Source organism: Cellulosimicrobium sp. BMG9.22 (assembly GCF_059159975.1).
Map to the genome: position 1 here is coordinate 313,968 of NZ_JBZGBY010000001.1, position 12,873 is coordinate 326,840.

At 72.9% G+C, this 12,873-nt stretch carries 16 protein-coding genes; 10 read left to right on the forward strand and 6 right to left on the reverse strand.

All coding sequences use genetic code 11. The features are described from left to right. Positions 1 to 44: 44 nt before the first annotated feature. On the forward strand, positions 45 to 272 hold the full coding sequence (locus tag AC4H2H_RS01425; RefSeq protein ID WP_494369031.1) for a DUF433 domain-containing protein: 228 nt from the start codon (positions 45 to 47) through the stop codon (positions 270 to 272). After that, entirely contained in the window at positions 269 to 637 is a 369-nt protein-coding gene (locus tag AC4H2H_RS01430; RefSeq protein WP_494369032.1) for a DUF5615 family PIN-like protein, read from the forward strand. Before AC4H2H_RS01425 ends, AC4H2H_RS01430 begins: the two co-directional genes overlap by 4 nt. Positions 638 to 737: 100 nt before the next feature. Here the strand turns inward: AC4H2H_RS01430 and AC4H2H_RS01435 are convergent, their stop codons facing one another. Beyond that, a complete protein-coding gene (locus AC4H2H_RS01435) occupies positions 738 to 1,937 on the reverse strand; it encodes an FAD-dependent monooxygenase (RefSeq protein ID WP_494369033.1) in 1,200 nt (399 codons plus the stop codon). 104 nt (positions 1,938 to 2,041) lie between these two features. On the opposite strand from AC4H2H_RS01435, the gene AC4H2H_RS01440 reads away from it, so the two are divergent. After that, on the forward strand, positions 2,042 to 2,605 hold the full coding sequence (locus AC4H2H_RS01440; protein WP_494369034.1) for a TetR/AcrR family transcriptional regulator: 564 nt from the start codon (positions 2,042 to 2,044) through the stop codon (positions 2,603 to 2,605). 470 nt (positions 2,606 to 3,075) lie between these two features. Further along, positions 3,076 to 3,933, forward strand: a complete 858-nt coding sequence (locus AC4H2H_RS01445; protein ID WP_494369035.1) for a CPBP family intramembrane glutamic endopeptidase — start codon at positions 3,076 to 3,078, stop codon at positions 3,931 to 3,933. Between the two features lie 220 nt (positions 3,934 to 4,153). Here the strand turns inward: AC4H2H_RS01445 and AC4H2H_RS01450 are convergent, their stop codons facing one another. Further along, positions 4,154 to 4,696 carry a DapH/DapD/GlmU-related protein gene (locus tag AC4H2H_RS01450; RefSeq protein ID WP_494369036.1) on the reverse strand — a complete coding sequence of 181 codons (543 nt, stop codon included), beginning with the start codon at positions 4,694 to 4,696 and terminating at the stop codon, positions 4,154 to 4,156. Positions 4,697 to 4,742: 46 nt separating this feature from the next. Continuing rightward, positions 4,743 to 5,252, reverse strand: coding sequence for a carboxymuconolactone decarboxylase family protein (locus AC4H2H_RS01455; protein WP_494369037.1), 510 nt, complete (start codon positions 5,250 to 5,252; stop codon positions 4,743 to 4,745). 204 nt (positions 5,253 to 5,456) lie between these two features. Between AC4H2H_RS01455 and AC4H2H_RS01460 the strand changes: the two genes are divergently transcribed. Continuing rightward, positions 5,457 to 5,720, forward strand: coding sequence for a helix-turn-helix domain-containing protein (locus tag AC4H2H_RS01460; protein WP_494369038.1), 264 nt, complete (start codon positions 5,457 to 5,459; stop codon positions 5,718 to 5,720). Further along, entirely contained in the window at positions 5,717 to 7,156 is a 1,440-nt protein-coding gene (locus AC4H2H_RS01465) for a type II toxin-antitoxin system HipA family toxin (RefSeq protein ID WP_494369039.1), read from the forward strand. Before AC4H2H_RS01460 ends, AC4H2H_RS01465 begins: the two co-directional genes overlap by 4 nt. On the opposite strand, the gene AC4H2H_RS01470 is transcribed toward AC4H2H_RS01465, so the two are convergent. The 3 genes from AC4H2H_RS01470 to AC4H2H_RS01480 all read right to left on the reverse strand — a co-directional run bounded on the left by AC4H2H_RS01470 (position 7,132) and on the right by AC4H2H_RS01480 (position 9,599). Further along, entirely contained in the window at positions 7,132 to 8,436 is a 1,305-nt protein-coding gene (locus tag AC4H2H_RS01470; protein WP_494369040.1) for an RNA polymerase sigma factor, read from the reverse strand. The two genes, AC4H2H_RS01465 and AC4H2H_RS01470, sit on opposite strands and share 25 nt — an antisense overlap. Before the next feature lie 6 nt (positions 8,437 to 8,442). After that, positions 8,443 to 8,811: a YciI family protein gene (locus AC4H2H_RS01475; protein ID WP_494369041.1), complete on the reverse strand. Its 369-nt coding sequence runs from the start codon at positions 8,809 to 8,811 to the stop codon at positions 8,443 to 8,445. Between the two features lie 77 nt (positions 8,812 to 8,888). Beyond that, positions 8,889 to 9,599, reverse strand: a complete 711-nt coding sequence (locus AC4H2H_RS01480) for a DUF998 domain-containing protein (RefSeq protein ID WP_494369042.1) — start codon at positions 9,597 to 9,599, stop codon at positions 8,889 to 8,891. A gap of 205 nt (positions 9,600 to 9,804) precedes the next feature. Between AC4H2H_RS01480 and AC4H2H_RS01485 the strand changes: the two genes are divergently transcribed. The 4 genes from AC4H2H_RS01485 to AC4H2H_RS01500 all read left to right on the forward strand — a co-directional run bounded on the left by AC4H2H_RS01485 (position 9,805) and on the right by AC4H2H_RS01500 (position 12,861). Next, a complete protein-coding gene (locus AC4H2H_RS01485; protein WP_494369043.1) occupies positions 9,805 to 10,302 on the forward strand; it encodes a hypothetical protein in 498 nt (165 codons plus the stop codon). A gap of 141 nt (positions 10,303 to 10,443) precedes the next feature. After that, positions 10,444 to 11,100: a fasciclin domain-containing protein gene (locus AC4H2H_RS01490; protein WP_494369044.1), complete on the forward strand. Its 657-nt coding sequence runs from the start codon at positions 10,444 to 10,446 to the stop codon at positions 11,098 to 11,100. A gap of 145 nt (positions 11,101 to 11,245) precedes the next feature. Beyond that, positions 11,246 to 12,130, forward strand: a complete 885-nt coding sequence (locus AC4H2H_RS01495) for a DUF4397 domain-containing protein (RefSeq protein ID WP_494369045.1) — start codon at positions 11,246 to 11,248, stop codon at positions 12,128 to 12,130. Next, the gene (locus AC4H2H_RS01500) at positions 12,127 to 12,861 is read left to right on the forward strand and encodes a class F sortase (protein WP_494369046.1); all 735 of its coding nucleotides are present in this window, start codon (positions 12,127 to 12,129) and stop codon (positions 12,859 to 12,861) included. Before AC4H2H_RS01495 ends, AC4H2H_RS01500 begins: the two co-directional genes overlap by 4 nt. The last annotated feature ends 12 nt before the right edge of the window (positions 12,862 to 12,873 follow it).

The following is a 12,873-nucleotide window of genomic DNA, read 5'->3' on the forward strand; positions in this document are numbered from 1 at the left end:
GACACGGCCTCCCTGTGACGACAGCACACCCGTACAGTGGACGTATGGCTTTCGAGCGCATCTCTGCCGATCCTGGCCGCATGGGCGGCTTGCCGACGATCCGTGACACGCGCGTCACGGTCACGGCCGTGCTCGGGCAGCTCGCCGCAGGCCAGACTCCGCAGGACATCGTGCGCGACTATCCGTACCTCGAGCTCGACGATGTCTACGCCGCGCTCACGTTCGCCTCGGCGATGCTCGTCGAGCGAGAGCTGCCGTTCGCCGCCGCATGAGGTTCCTGGTCGACGCGAACCTCTCCCCGGTGGTCGCGGGAACGCTGCGCGCCCACGACTTCGACGCGACGCATGTGGTGGACCACGGGCTCGTCACAGCGTCGGACGAGACGATCGCGGCGTTTGCGGTCTCCAACGGCATGGCGATCGTCTCCGCCGACAGCGACTTCGCGACGCTGCTGGCGATCAGCAGAGGCACGGCGCCGTCGCTCGTGCTCGTCCGGTCGATCGACGCCCTTGCTCCGTCGGAGCAAGGAACGCTCATCGCAGCGAACCTCGGCACCGCCATGCCCGCGCTCGAAGAGGGCGCGGTCGTCTCCATGCGTCGCGGGCACATCCGCGTCCGTCCGCTGCCACTCGCGTGACGACGTCCGGCCGCCGGGCATCGCGCCTGACGGCATTGGGCCGTGACTGGGGCTTCCCCCTGGCTGATCGGGCGCCAGCACTGGCGCCGTAGACCTGGGGTCACGCCGCGGCGTCGACCGGGAGCTGGATCGCCGTCGCGGCCTTGTGGATGGGAGCCGTGACGCGGGCGAGCATCTTCTCCTTGCCGGGCATCCGGTCCACGAGCCGCAGCATCGCCAGCGACGAGCGCACCTGCCCCTTCGTCCGCACGAGCATGCGCTTCACGTTGGCGGGGCCGAGCGCCTGGTTGGCCTCGACGAAGGGACGCATCCGGCGCTCGTAGGCGTCGAACGCGACGACGTGGTCCGCGTGGGCTGCGAGCTCGTGGGCGAGGACGTAGGCGCCGACCAGCGCCATGCTGGTCCCCTGCCCGGCGGCGGGCGAGGCGCAGTACGCGGCGTCGCCGAGCAGCACCACACGTCCGCGCGACCAGCGGTCCAGGTGCACCTGGCTCAGGGAGTCGAACAGGAAGTCGGGGGACGCCGCGGTCGCGGCGAGGAGCGCCGGCACCTCCCAGCCCTCCCCGGCGTAGGCGTCGGCGAGGAGCCGCTCGCGCCCGGCCCGGTCGAGCTGCTGGTAGTCCAGCTCGGGCGACGACCAGAGGAACATCGCGCGCGCCGTGTCCTCGCGCGCCGTCGCGTACACGAGCGCGGTGCGACCGGGGCCGATGTAGGTGACCTCCTCGCGGTCCAGGCCGAGGCGGTTCGGCACGGACGCGACCGCGAGGTAGTGGCCGAGGTCGGTGACGTAGTCCTCGTCGGGCCCGAACGCGAGCTTCCTGGTCACGGACCGGAGGCTGTCGGCGCCGACGACCAGGTCGTACCGCCCGGTCCGCCCGGACGCGAACGTGACGTCGACCCCGGCGTCGGTCTCCGTGAGCGAGGCGATCGAGTCGCCGTAGACGTGCTCGGCGGTCTCCGCGCTCTCCCGGAGGAGGTGGTGCAGGTCGCCGCGGAGCAGCTCGACGTCGTCGTGGACCCGGCCGCCGAAGGTGTCGCCGTCCATGCTCGCCGCCCGGCGGCCCCGCGCGTCGACGACGGTCCCGGAGCGGACCTCGGTCCGCAGTTCGCGCGCAGCCCCCAGCAGGCCCATGCGGTCCAGCACGTCCAGTGCCGCGCCCCGCACGTCGACCTTGTAGCCACCCGAACGGGGCGCCTCGGACCGCTCGACGACGGTGGGGGCGAACCCTCGGAGTGCGAGCTGGTGTGCGACGGCGAGGCCGGCGACGCCGCCACCGGAGACGAGGACGGTGCGGTTCATGGGAGAGCTCCTTCGGTCTGGACCGGGCTGACCCTCAAACCGTACACACGTCTTAGACGTTCGTGCAAGACGGTCGAATCAGACGATCGTGCTAGCGTCGCAGCATGAGCACGACACGAGGTTCCGCCTCCGGAAACCGGGCCGCCCTCCTCGCCGCGGCCGGGGACTGCTTGCGCGACAAGGGCTACACGCGCTCCACCGCGCGCGACATCGCCACCGCCGCCGGTGTCAGCCTCGCCGCGATCGGGTACCACTTCGGCAGCAAGGAGGCCCTGCTCGACGAGGCGCTCGTCGTCGCCCTGAAGGACTGGGGGGACGAGCTCGAGTCGCTCGGCGACGTCGACGCGAACGCGTCTCCGCGCGAGCGGTTCTCGACGGCCTGGGACCGCGTCCTGGCCTCCGTGCGCCGCGACCGGCCGCTGTGGGCGGTCCAGTTCGAGCTCCTCGCCGACGCGAGCCGCGACCCCGAGCGGGCGGCGGCCGTCACCGCGGCGAACGGGCACGCACGGGCCGCGCTCGCCGAGCTCTTCGGGCTCCCCGACGCGCACGGCGAGCTCCTCCAGATGCTCATCCTGGGCGCAGCATCCCGCCTGCTCCTCGACCCGGACGACGTCCTGAGCGCCGCGCACGTGCTGGCACGCGTCGGGTCGCTCCTGGACCACTGCTGAACAGACTGACGGCGCAGGCAGTCGTGGAGGCTCGGCGGGCGGGTGGGGCCGCCACCACGTACTCGCTCGACCGCGACCACCTCGCTGCGGAGGCGATCGTGTCCCTCGCTCAGGTGCGCGAGGAGCTCTACGACCGGCTTCGCGGCCACATCTCACGATGGCCGACGGCACCTGCCTGCACGTGCGTCGTCGGATCCTGGGCGCGCGGTGTCGGATGAGCACGACGGGTACGCGTGCCAGGAGAACGGCCGCACAGGGAGCCAGATTGCCGGGGCTCGGGGAGCGAAGTACCGTCGCGAGCACGGCCCGGAGCGTGGCGAGGATGTGCGCCCCTGCTGCGAGCAGTTCGTTCTCCACCGTCGCGAGTGGTGCGCCGTCGGCGCGCAGGGCTCGTGGCGCCGAGGCGCTAGGGGTTCGATCCATGCGCACTGTTCACGCAACGGCTTTCTCGCCCACCACCGGCGCCCACCATGACTGAGGTCGAGGCTCCCGCCGGTTCGTCACGCGGGTTGCGTGGCTTCTTGAACCGGGGAGGCGCGTGGCGGTTCCTGCTGATCCTGGTGGTGTACCTGGCGATCTACCTGCTGGCCGGCCGGCTCGGCGGAGCCATAGGTGGCGACTACGCGGACGACGATCTGTTCAGCAGCGTCGGCGCGATCTTCTTCCAGCTCACCTTCGCCCTGCTGGTCGGCGCGATCGTGCTGCTCGCCTTCTGCGCGTACATGGGGTGGACGCGAGAGATCTTCGCCCGCCAGCGCATCTACCGCTCGTGGTGGATGTGGCTGGCCCCGGTCGTGGTGCTGGTTCCGATCGTGCTGCGGATCCTGGGCATCGAGTGGGCGTCCTTCGGCGTCGCGATCGCGGGGTTCATGCTGGTCACCGGGCTCCTGGTCGGTTTCGTCGAGGAGCTCACCTACCGGGGTGTCGGGGTGAAGATGATGCGCGACGGCGGCCACGGCGAGTGGGTCGTCGCAGCCGTGACGTCGCTGTTCTTCGCGCTGTCGCACCTTGCCAACCTGGTCGGCGGTCAGTCGATCACGATCGTCGGCCCGACGGTCCTGTACACGTTCGCGTTCGGTGTCCTGATGTACCTGACGCTGCGGGTGAGCGGATTCCTGATCGGTGCGATGATCCTGCACGGCTTGACCGACCCCACCACGTTCCTGGCCACGGGGGGTGTCGACAAGGTGGACACGGGCGCCGCGAGCAACGAGTTCCTGACCGGCGCTGCCAACGCCACCTTCCCCCTGATCGCCATCGGGTTCCTTCTGCTCATCTTCATCCGCGGCCGCGTCGCCCGCCGAGAACCGGCACCGGCGGCCATCTGATCGAAAGGGCTCAAGAGGTGCCGAACGTGGCGGGATCGCCGTGGTGGTGCTCGGACGGTGGCCCCGGGTACACGCCCGAGAGGAGCAGCAGGTAGACCGCGACACCGACCACCACCAGTCCACCGAGCCACCAGAAGACGCGCCGCGGGGCGGCGATCAGGAGGCCAGCCCAGCACGACCTGCCAGCGCGGTACGGACCGGGCGCGGACGGGCTCCGGGCTCACCACGTGCGCAACACCGCGGCCTTGGTTCCGGTCACGAGGCTGCGTGCCGGGACGTCGTCGGCCACGACGGCCCCGGCCGCGATCACCGCGTCGGGGCCGATGCTCACGCCCGGCAGGATCGTCGCGCCCGCGCCGATCCAGACGTTCTCCGCCACGTCGATCGGTCCGCCGGTCAGCCACTCCTTGCGGTCGTCGGTGTCGACCGGGTGCCCGACGGTGATGAACGTGACCTTCGGCGCGACCATGACGCGCTCGGCGAGCCGGATGCCGGCGTAGTCGAGGAACGTGCAGCCCTGGTTGACGAACACCCTCTCGCCGAGCTCCAGGTTCAGGCCATGGTCGGTGTAGAACGGCGGGTAGATCGTCACCCGCGGTGGCAGCGGCCGGCCGAGGATCTGCTCGAACAGCGCGGACTTGCCCGCCTCGTCGTCGAACGGCAGGACGTTGAGGCGCGACGTCAGCTCCGTGGCGCGCAGCACCCGCTCGGACATGGCCTGGAACTCGGGGCTGTGGATGCGCATCAGGAGGTCGCCGGGCATCCCCCGATCATTCCCCGCCCCGGGCGTCCGGCGCGAGAGTCCGGCCTCACGCGGTGCGGCGCTTGGGAGACCAGCAGCGCGCCGTCACCGACAGCGCGTTCCACGCGTTGATCGAGACGAGCAGCGCGAGCACCGCCGCCGTGCCCTGCTCGCCGAGCGCGTCGAGCGCGAGGTCCGCGACGTCGTCGGGCACGTGCGTCTCCGACAGCCGCGTGACCGACTCGGTCAGCTCGAGCGCGGCGCGCTCGCGCGCCGTGAAGAAGTCCGACTCGCGCCAGACCGCGACGGCGTGCAGGAGCTGCTCGTCGGCGCCCGCCCGGCGAGCGGTCCGGGTGTGCAGGTCGACGCAGTACGCGCAGCCGTTGAGCTGCGAGGCGCGCAGGCGGACGAGGTCGCGCAGGACGGGGTCGAGGCCGGCGCGCTCGGCCTCCGCCGTCGCGACGGCGTCGAGGTCGCTCACGACGCGGTAGAGCTCTGGCGTCAGCGCCTCGACGTCGAACCGTGCGGGGACCTCGACGAGCGGGTCGTTGGTACGGGGTGCGGTGGTGGTCGTCATGGTCACCACGCTACGAAGGATCAGCGCACACGAGCAGGGCAATGCGCACCGTCTGGCATGGGCTAATCGTTCCCGGACGTTCGCCGACGCGACGCACTCTCGGGTAACTACCCGGAGTCCCAGCCAAGCGTTGTCACAGATCCGTGACAAATGGCATTGTCATGAGTCTGTGACTTTTTGCCCTGTCACGGTACTGTGACCAGCATGAGGGTCATCGCGAACGAGCTCCAGCTGGGCGCCGCGCTACGCGAGCGCCGCGAGCGCGCCCGACTGACACAAGGGCGCCTGGCCGAGCGTGCCGGTGTCTCGCGCGCCTTCGTCATCGACCTGGAGCGCGGCCGGCGCCCGCGCGCGGAGCTGAACCGCGTGCTGGCCGTCATGCGCGCGCTCGACGCGGCCATCACCCTCGTCGACGACGAACCCCGCGACACCGAGGACATCCTCACCGAGCTGCTGGGGGACCTGTGAGACTCGCCTTCGCGCTGTACGGCCGGGTCGCCGGGATCATCGAGCGCGACGGCGGAGCCACCACCCTGCGCTACTCGCCCGAGCACCTCGACCTGCGCCAGCCGACCCCCCTGTCGCTGTCCATGCCCGTCAGCACCACCACGTACCGCACTCGCCAGGTCGAGGCGTACCTCCGCGGCCTGCTGCCCGACCACGACGAGGTCCGTGAGCGCTGGGCAAGGAAGGCTGGAGTGCGCCCCGGCAACACCCTCGGTCTGATCGCCCACGTCGGCATGGACGTCTCCGGCGGCGCGATCTTCGCCCCCGAGGACGAGATCCTCGACGTGATGTCGCGACCCGGCACCCTCGTCCCGGCCAGCGACGCCGACATCGCCGAGCGTCTGCGCCGCGTCCGCCAGGACGACGCCGCGTGGCAGGACGACGAAGACGACGAACACTGGAGCCTGGCCGGTGCGCAGTCGAAGTTCACGCTCGCCCGCACCGAGAAAGGGTGGGCGTTCGCGGAGGGCAGCGCTGCCTCCACCCACATCGTCAAGCCCGGCATCGGGCATATCCGCGCCCAGGCGCTGTCCGAGCACGTGAGCATGCGGGCGCTGGCCATCGCCGGCCTACCGGTCGCCGAGACCCAGTACCTGACGTTCGAGGACCAGGACGCGATCGTCGTGACACGGTTCGACCGTCGCAAGGCCGCTTCCGGCGCGACCGCACGCATCCACCAGGAAGACCTGATCCAGGCCTTCGCGACGGACCCGCGCAAGAAGTACGAAGCTGACGGCGGCCCGGGAGTGCAGGCCATCGCAGACCTCGTGCGCTCCACCGCGGGGCAGACGTCCGTCATGCATCTCGTGCGCGCGGTCATCGCGAACCACGTGCTCGGCGCGCCCGACGCTCACGGCAAGAACTACGGCCTGCTGCTGGTCGGCTCGAACGCGAGCCTCACGCCGCTGTACGACGTGGCCACCGGACTCATCCCGAACGCCGCCGGCCGGCTGCGCTTCGGCAGAGGCGCCATGTCGATCGGCGGCGAGCGCCGGTTCGGCGACGTCGAGCTCGGCAACTGGGAGAAGTTCGCCGTCGCCGCGAAGGTCTCACCCGGGCGGGTCGTCGAATGGGTCGACGAGCTCGCTACCTCGATCCCGCCCGCCTTCGAGCAGGCCGCCAACGAGGTCGACACGCCGGACGCCGACTTCCTGGCCGGCACGGTCGCCAAGAACATTGCCTTGGTCGCCGAGCAGACCCGCAAGGGCCTGGCCTCCACCCGCCGCACCGGCGGACGAGTCGTCACCCCGTTCGTCCGGACGCTGCCCGGGCAGGGACGCGCACCCGCGCGACCACGCGCCGCCGGCCAACCCGCTGCGTCCACCGGCGCTGAGCCGGACGTCAGTCTCACGGCCGCCGATGACCTGGACGATCAGTGGGACGCATCCGGAGCTTGACGGCCGGAGGCAGACCACTGACCGGTCCCGCCGCGTGCACCGTGGGAACGCTCGAGCAGGTAGTCGCGCTCGACGGCGTTCTCGGCCAGCCCGGCCGCGGTGCGGAACGCCGCGGCGGCCTCGCCGGCGCGGCCGAGCTCGGCGAGCAGGTGCGCGCGGACTGCGCGCTCGCGGAACCGCGTGAGCGGGGCGGCGCTCAGGCCGTGCTCGCGGTCGAGGCTGTCGAGCAGGTCCAGGCCGCGCGTCGCGCCGAACGCGCGCGCCACGGCGACGACGCGCGCGAGGCGGACCGGGCCGGTCGGCGTGAGCCGTTCGAGCCACAGGTAGAGCGCGGCGATCTGCGGCCAGTCGGTCGTGGCGTCGTCCGGCGCGGCGGCGTGCACGGCGGCGATCGCCGCCTGGATCTGGTATTGCCCGACCGAACGCCGCGTCCACACGTCGTCGAGGACCGCCGTGCCCTCGGCGATCATCGCCCGGTCCCAGAGCGCGCGGTCCTGCCCCTCGAGCGGGACCAGCCGGTGCTCGGCGTCGGTCCGCGCGGCGCGGCGCGCCTCGGTGAGCAGCATGAGCGCGAGCAGGCCGGCGACCTCCGCGTCCTGCGGGCTGTGCTCGCGCGCGAGGCGCACGAGCCGGATCGCCTCCCGGGCGAGGTCGACCCGGCCCAGGTCGGCGCCCTCGCTGGCCGTGTAGCCCTCGTTGAAGACGAGGTAGAGCACGCGCAGGACGGCGGCGAGGCGCTCGTCGCGGTCCTGCGCGGTCGGGGCGACGAGGCGCGCGCCCGCACGGGCGAGCTGCTGCTTCGCGCGGCTGATGCGCGTGCCCATCGTCGCCTCGGTGACGCCGTAGGCGTGCGCGATCTCGGCCGTCGTGAGACCGCCGACCGCCCGGAGCGTGAGGGCGACCTGGGACGTCGGGCTGAGCGCCGGGTGGCAGCACAGCAGGAGCACGGTGAGGCTGTCGTCGTCGTCGACCACCTGGGGCCGGCGGTCGGTCTCCTGGACCGCGAGCTCCGTGCCGCCGACCAGGCGCTCACGCCGGTGCCGCGCCTGCTCGGCGCGCAGCAGGTCGACCATGCGGCGGTACCCGACGCGGATCAGCCACGACCGGGGCTCGGCGGGGACGCCGTCGACGGGCCACTGCACGCTCGCCGCGAGGAGCGCCTCCTGGACGGCGTCCTCCGCGACGTCGAACCTGCTGAAGCGGCGCGTGAGCGCCCCGAGCACCTGCGGCGCCTCCGTGCGCAGCAGGTGCTCGATCGCGGCCTCGGGCGTGACGGTCATCGGTCGTCAGGCGAAGTCGTCGCCCATGATCGGCCGGATCTCCATCGGCTCGCCGAGGACCTCGACCATGCGGCTGACGATCTCGACGGCCCGCTCGTGGCTCGCGACGTCGATCACCGCGAAGCTGGCGAGGACCTCCTTGAGCTCGGCGAACGGCCCGTCCGTGGCGACCACCCCGGCGTCCGACCGGCGCACGGTCGTGCTCACCGCCGGGTGGCCCAGGCCCTCGCTCGAGACGAACTCGCCGGACGCACGCAGCTCCGCCTCGAACCGCTGGTAGGCCTCGAACGCCGCGAGCGCCTCGTCGGAGGGGACGTCAGCGGTCGCCGCGTCCCAGTCGGCCGTCGGGGTGTAGCCGAGGAGCAGGTACCTCATCGTGGTTCTCCCTCGCGGTGGGGCGGGTGGCGGTGGGCGTTCAGGGTCTCCTGGACAGGCTCTCGGCGCCACGGGAATCATGCCTCCGCAGGGGCCGGCCGGCGACGCAGGCGGACCGCGACGACCGTGGTCCACGTGAAGGCGACCAGGCCCGTCGCGGCGACCTGCACGCTGGCCTGCTCCGGCGACACCGGCAGCAGCAGGACGAGCGCGACCACGCCGTGGCCGACCGCCGCGAGGACGCGGCGCTCGCGGACCGCGCGGACGGTGAGCACGACGCACGCGACCGCGAGCGCCGTGAACGCCAGGACCGCGGCGACCGAGTGCGCGACGCCGTGCCAGGACATCGCGGCGACCGGACCGTCGGGAGTACCTTCCGGGAAGCCGTTCTCGGGGTCCATGACGAACGCGCCCGCGAGGACGAACCCGAGCGCCGAGAGCGCGAGGAGGACCGGGACGGCACGGCGGCCGACGCCGTCGGTCACGAGCCGCCGGTGGGCGACGGCCAGGGCGAGCACGCCGAGGCCCGTGAGGACGAACGTCGCGACCTGGATCCAGCCGAGGCTGCCCGTGGAGAGCTGGCTGAGCGGGTGCACACGCAGGTCGAAGCCCTCGCGCGTGAGCATCTGCACGCTCACGGACGCGTAGAAGAACGGGCCGGCCGCCGCCGCGGCGGTGAGCAGGCGCCGGGTGGAACGGTCGGTCGGTCGGTGGACGGACGTCGGGCGGGACTGCGGCGTGCGGGTTTGCGGTGCACCGGGCTGCTCGGTGGAGGGCTGCGTGCTCATCGGGTGCTCCTGGTTCTCGTCGGGTCGTGCCCTCTGGGGCCTGACACCGCTACCTCGTCGCGCCCGTCGGCATCTCGACATCCGCGGGTGTGAGCTAGATCACACCCGCGCGAGCCCCCGCAGACGTCGAGAACCCGGCCCCTGTCCCGAGGTGACGGTGAGCGCCCCGACCGGGGCACCACCACACGCACAGGGAGACAGAACCATGACCGAGAACCAGAGCACCCGCGCCGACGCCGACGAGGTCGACGCCCCGTTGCTCGACGGTGGCGGGTTCGACCCGCCGGCACCGCCCAGCGCCGCGCTGACGGCGCTCGACCGCCTCGTCGGCACGTGGGACGTCACGGGCGGCGCCGAGGGCGTCGTCACCTACGAGTGGATGCCGGGCGGGTACTTCCTGCTCCAGCGCGTGCGCCTCACCCAGTTCGGCCAGGAGGTCACCGGCATCGAGGTGATCGGCAACCTGCACCCGTTCGGCGAGCCCGTCGGCGAGGACGTCGTCTCACGCTTCTACGACTCGACGGGCAACACGCTCGACTACGTGTACGAGCTCGTCGGCGACACGCTGACCATCTGGGGCGGCGCCAAGGGCAGCCCTGCGTACTTCCAGGGCACCTTCGACGCCGACGGCGACTCGCTCGTCGGCGAGTGGGTCTACCCCGGGGGCGGCGGCTACGCGTCCACCATGACGCGCAGCGCCTGAGCCGAGGTCAGGGGGCGGCGCCGGCCGCCGGGTGCTGGATCGTGCATCCGTCCACGCCCTCCGGACGGAAGGGGGTGTGGACGCCGCACCGGCGGCCGGCGGCGGGCTCCGCCGTCCTGTGCACCACGAAGGGACTCGACGATGAACCTCCGACGCACGCTCACCGCGATGGGAGCCGCGACGCTGGCGCTCGCAGCGACGGCGCTGGCCGCGCCCGCCTCCGCAGCCCCCGCACCCGCGGCTCCCCCGGCCGGGACGCAGAGCCTCGCCGCGGTGCTCGCCGCCGACGGCGACACGTTCGACCGGAACTGGTACGACTTCGACCTCGTCGACCAGGCGGTCGCGGCGGTCCTCGCGGCGAAGCCCGGCAGCCCCGTGGCGGTGCTCGCGGACGGCACCGTCCCGCTCACCGCGTTCCTGCCGAACGACCGCGCCTTCCAGCTCCTCGCCCTCGACCTCACCCACCGCTGGCAGCCCACCGAGGAGAAGGTGCTCACGTCGCTCGCCGAGACCGTCGGGATCGACGCGATCGAGCAGGTCCTGCTGTACCACGTGGTGCCCGGGGCGACCATCGACGCACAGACGGCGCTCGGGTCGGACGAGGCCGTGCTGACGACCGCGCAGGGCGGGACGTTCCGCGTCGACGTCCTGAGCAAGCGGTTCGCCCTCGTGCGGCTGGTCGACCAGGACCGGAACGACTACGACCCGTTCCTCGTCCGGAGCAAGCTCGACCTCAACAAGGGCAACGCGCAGATCGCGCACGGCATCACGGCCGTGCTGCGCCCCTCGAACCTCTGACGACCCGCCCGACGGAGCCCGGTCCCGCACGGGGCCGGGCTCGGTCGGGCCCGGAGTGCATCCGGATCGGTGTCCCCGGGGGAAGAGGGAGTGTCAACAGCTCGAGCGCCCGGCCCCCGGCCGGGCCGAGACACCGGAGGACACCATGCACCGCACCGCACGACGCAGCGCAGCGCTCGCGGGCGCCACCACCCTCGTCGCGCTGGGGGCGTTCGCCCTTCCCGCGCACGCCGCCACCGCCGACGGGGCTTCCCTGTCCGTCCTGCACGGGGTGCCGGACACCCCCGTGGACGTGTGGGTGAACAACGAGCTCACGCTCGACGACTTCCAGCCGGGCGACCTCGCCGGCCCGCTCGACCTGCCCGCCGGGTCGTACAGCGTCGCGATCACCGCACCCGACGCGACGGACACGAGCGCCCCCGTCATCGGCCCGGTCGACCTGCCGCTGGAGGCGGGCGGGAACTACACCGCCGTCGCGCACCTGGACGCGGCCGGCCAGCCGACCGCGACGCTCTTCACGAACTCGACCGAGCCGACCGCGGCGGGCCAGGGCCGGCTCACCGTCCGGCACGTCGCCGCGGCACCCGCCGTCGACGTGCTCGCGGGCGGCGCGGCCGTCGTCTCCGGGCTCGAGAACCCGAAGGAGGCCGTGCTCGACCTGCCGGCCGGGACGGTGTCCGCATCGGTCGCGGCCGCGGGTACGACCGATCCGGTGATCGGCCCGGCCGACGTCACGGTCGCCGAGGGCGTGAACACGATCGCGTACGCGTGGGGCAGCCTCGAGGCGGGCAACCTCGCCCTCGCCACGCAGACGGTCGAAGGTCTCCACTCGTCGCCCTCCGGCGTGCCGGCCGGGGTCTCGGGCCTGGCGGCCGAGGCGCCGAACAGCATCTTCACGGGCGTCGCCATCGCGTTCGGCGTGTGCCTCGTCGGGCTGCTCCTCGTCGGCGCGTCGGTCATGTTCGGGCGGGCGTGGCGCGAGCACGCCCGTGAGGCCGTGCACACCGGGCGGGGCGACCGCTCGGCATGACGCACGCCTCCTCTCCCGGCCGTGCGCCCGGGCACCGGGGCGCACGGCCGGGCCTCATGACCCTCCTGGGGGCGGTGCTCGTCACCGCAGCGGCCGTCGGCGGGTGCTCCCCGGCACCCGCCGGCGGGTCCGCGGGGCCACCAGGCCCGACGCCGGACCCCCCGCCCGCCTCGGCGCCCCACCGAGGCGGGGCGGGGGCCGCAGGAGGTCCGGACCTCGCCGGACCGACCGGCACGGTGGCGGACGTCCCCGTCCGACCGGCGCAGGACGCGTCAGCACCTGCGCCACCGGCGCCCACGCGCGTCGTGGTCGCGGACCTGGGGATCGACCTCCCGGTCGAGCCCACGGGCGTCGACCCCGACGGGCGGATGGCGCTCCCCGGCAGCGGCGACGTCGCGGCGTGGTACCGGTTCGGGCCGGCACCCGCGAGCACCGAGGGCGCGACGCTCGTCGCGGCCCACGTGGACGACCTGGACGGCGTCGGGCCCTTCGCCCGGCTCCGCGAGGTCACGACCGGCGCCCGGATCGACGTGGTCGACGCCGCGGGCACCTCGTACACCTACACAGTGACGGACGTGCGGAGCGTGGCGAAGCCCGACGTCCCGCTCGACGAGCTCTTCGACCGCGACGGCGAACGCCGCCTCGTGCTCGTGACGTGCGGCGGTCGGTGGGACGGCGAGCGACGGTCCTACTCGGACAACGTCGTCGTGACCGCGGCGCCCGCGCGGTGACCGCGGCCGGAC

Coding starts and splice junctions, on each gene's coding strand:
- AC4H2H_RS01435 (WP_494369033.1), bottom strand. CDS start 1,937: ATGAACCGCACCGTCCTCGTCTCCGGTGGCGGCGTCGCCGGCCTCGCC.
- AC4H2H_RS01445 (WP_494369035.1), top strand. CDS start 3,076: ATGACTGAGGTCGAGGCTCCCGCCGGTTCGTCACGCGGGTTGCGTGGC.
- AC4H2H_RS01490 (WP_494369044.1), top strand. CDS start 10,444: ATGAACCTCCGACGCACGCTCACCGCGATGGGAGCCGCGACGCTGGCG.
- AC4H2H_RS01425 (WP_494369031.1), top strand. CDS start 45: ATGGCTTTCGAGCGCATCTCTGCCGATCCTGGCCGCATGGGCGGCTTG.
- AC4H2H_RS01450 (WP_494369036.1), bottom strand. CDS start 4,696: ATGCCCGGCGACCTCCTGATGCGCATCCACAGCCCCGAGTTCCAGGCC.
- AC4H2H_RS01455 (WP_494369037.1), bottom strand. CDS start 5,252: ATGACGACCACCACCGCACCCCGTACCAACGACCCGCTCGTCGAGGTC.
- AC4H2H_RS01495 (WP_494369045.1), top strand. CDS start 11,246: ATGCACCGCACCGCACGACGCAGCGCAGCGCTCGCGGGCGCCACCACC.
- AC4H2H_RS01430 (WP_494369032.1), top strand. CDS start 269: ATGAGGTTCCTGGTCGACGCGAACCTCTCCCCGGTGGTCGCGGGAACG.
- AC4H2H_RS01485 (WP_494369043.1), top strand. CDS start 9,805: ATGACCGAGAACCAGAGCACCCGCGCCGACGCCGACGAGGTCGACGCC.
- AC4H2H_RS01480 (WP_494369042.1), bottom strand. CDS start 9,599: ATGAGCACGCAGCCCTCCACCGAGCAGCCCGGTGCACCGCAAACCCGC.
- AC4H2H_RS01460 (WP_494369038.1), top strand. CDS start 5,457: ATGAGGGTCATCGCGAACGAGCTCCAGCTGGGCGCCGCGCTACGCGAG.
- AC4H2H_RS01440 (WP_494369034.1), top strand. CDS start 2,042: ATGAGCACGACACGAGGTTCCGCCTCCGGAAACCGGGCCGCCCTCCTC.
- AC4H2H_RS01470 (WP_494369040.1), bottom strand. CDS start 8,436: ATGACCGTCACGCCCGAGGCCGCGATCGAGCACCTGCTGCGCACGGAG.
- AC4H2H_RS01475 (WP_494369041.1), bottom strand. CDS start 8,811: ATGAGGTACCTGCTCCTCGGCTACACCCCGACGGCCGACTGGGACGCG.
- AC4H2H_RS01500 (WP_494369046.1), top strand. CDS start 12,127: ATGACGCACGCCTCCTCTCCCGGCCGTGCGCCCGGGCACCGGGGCGCA.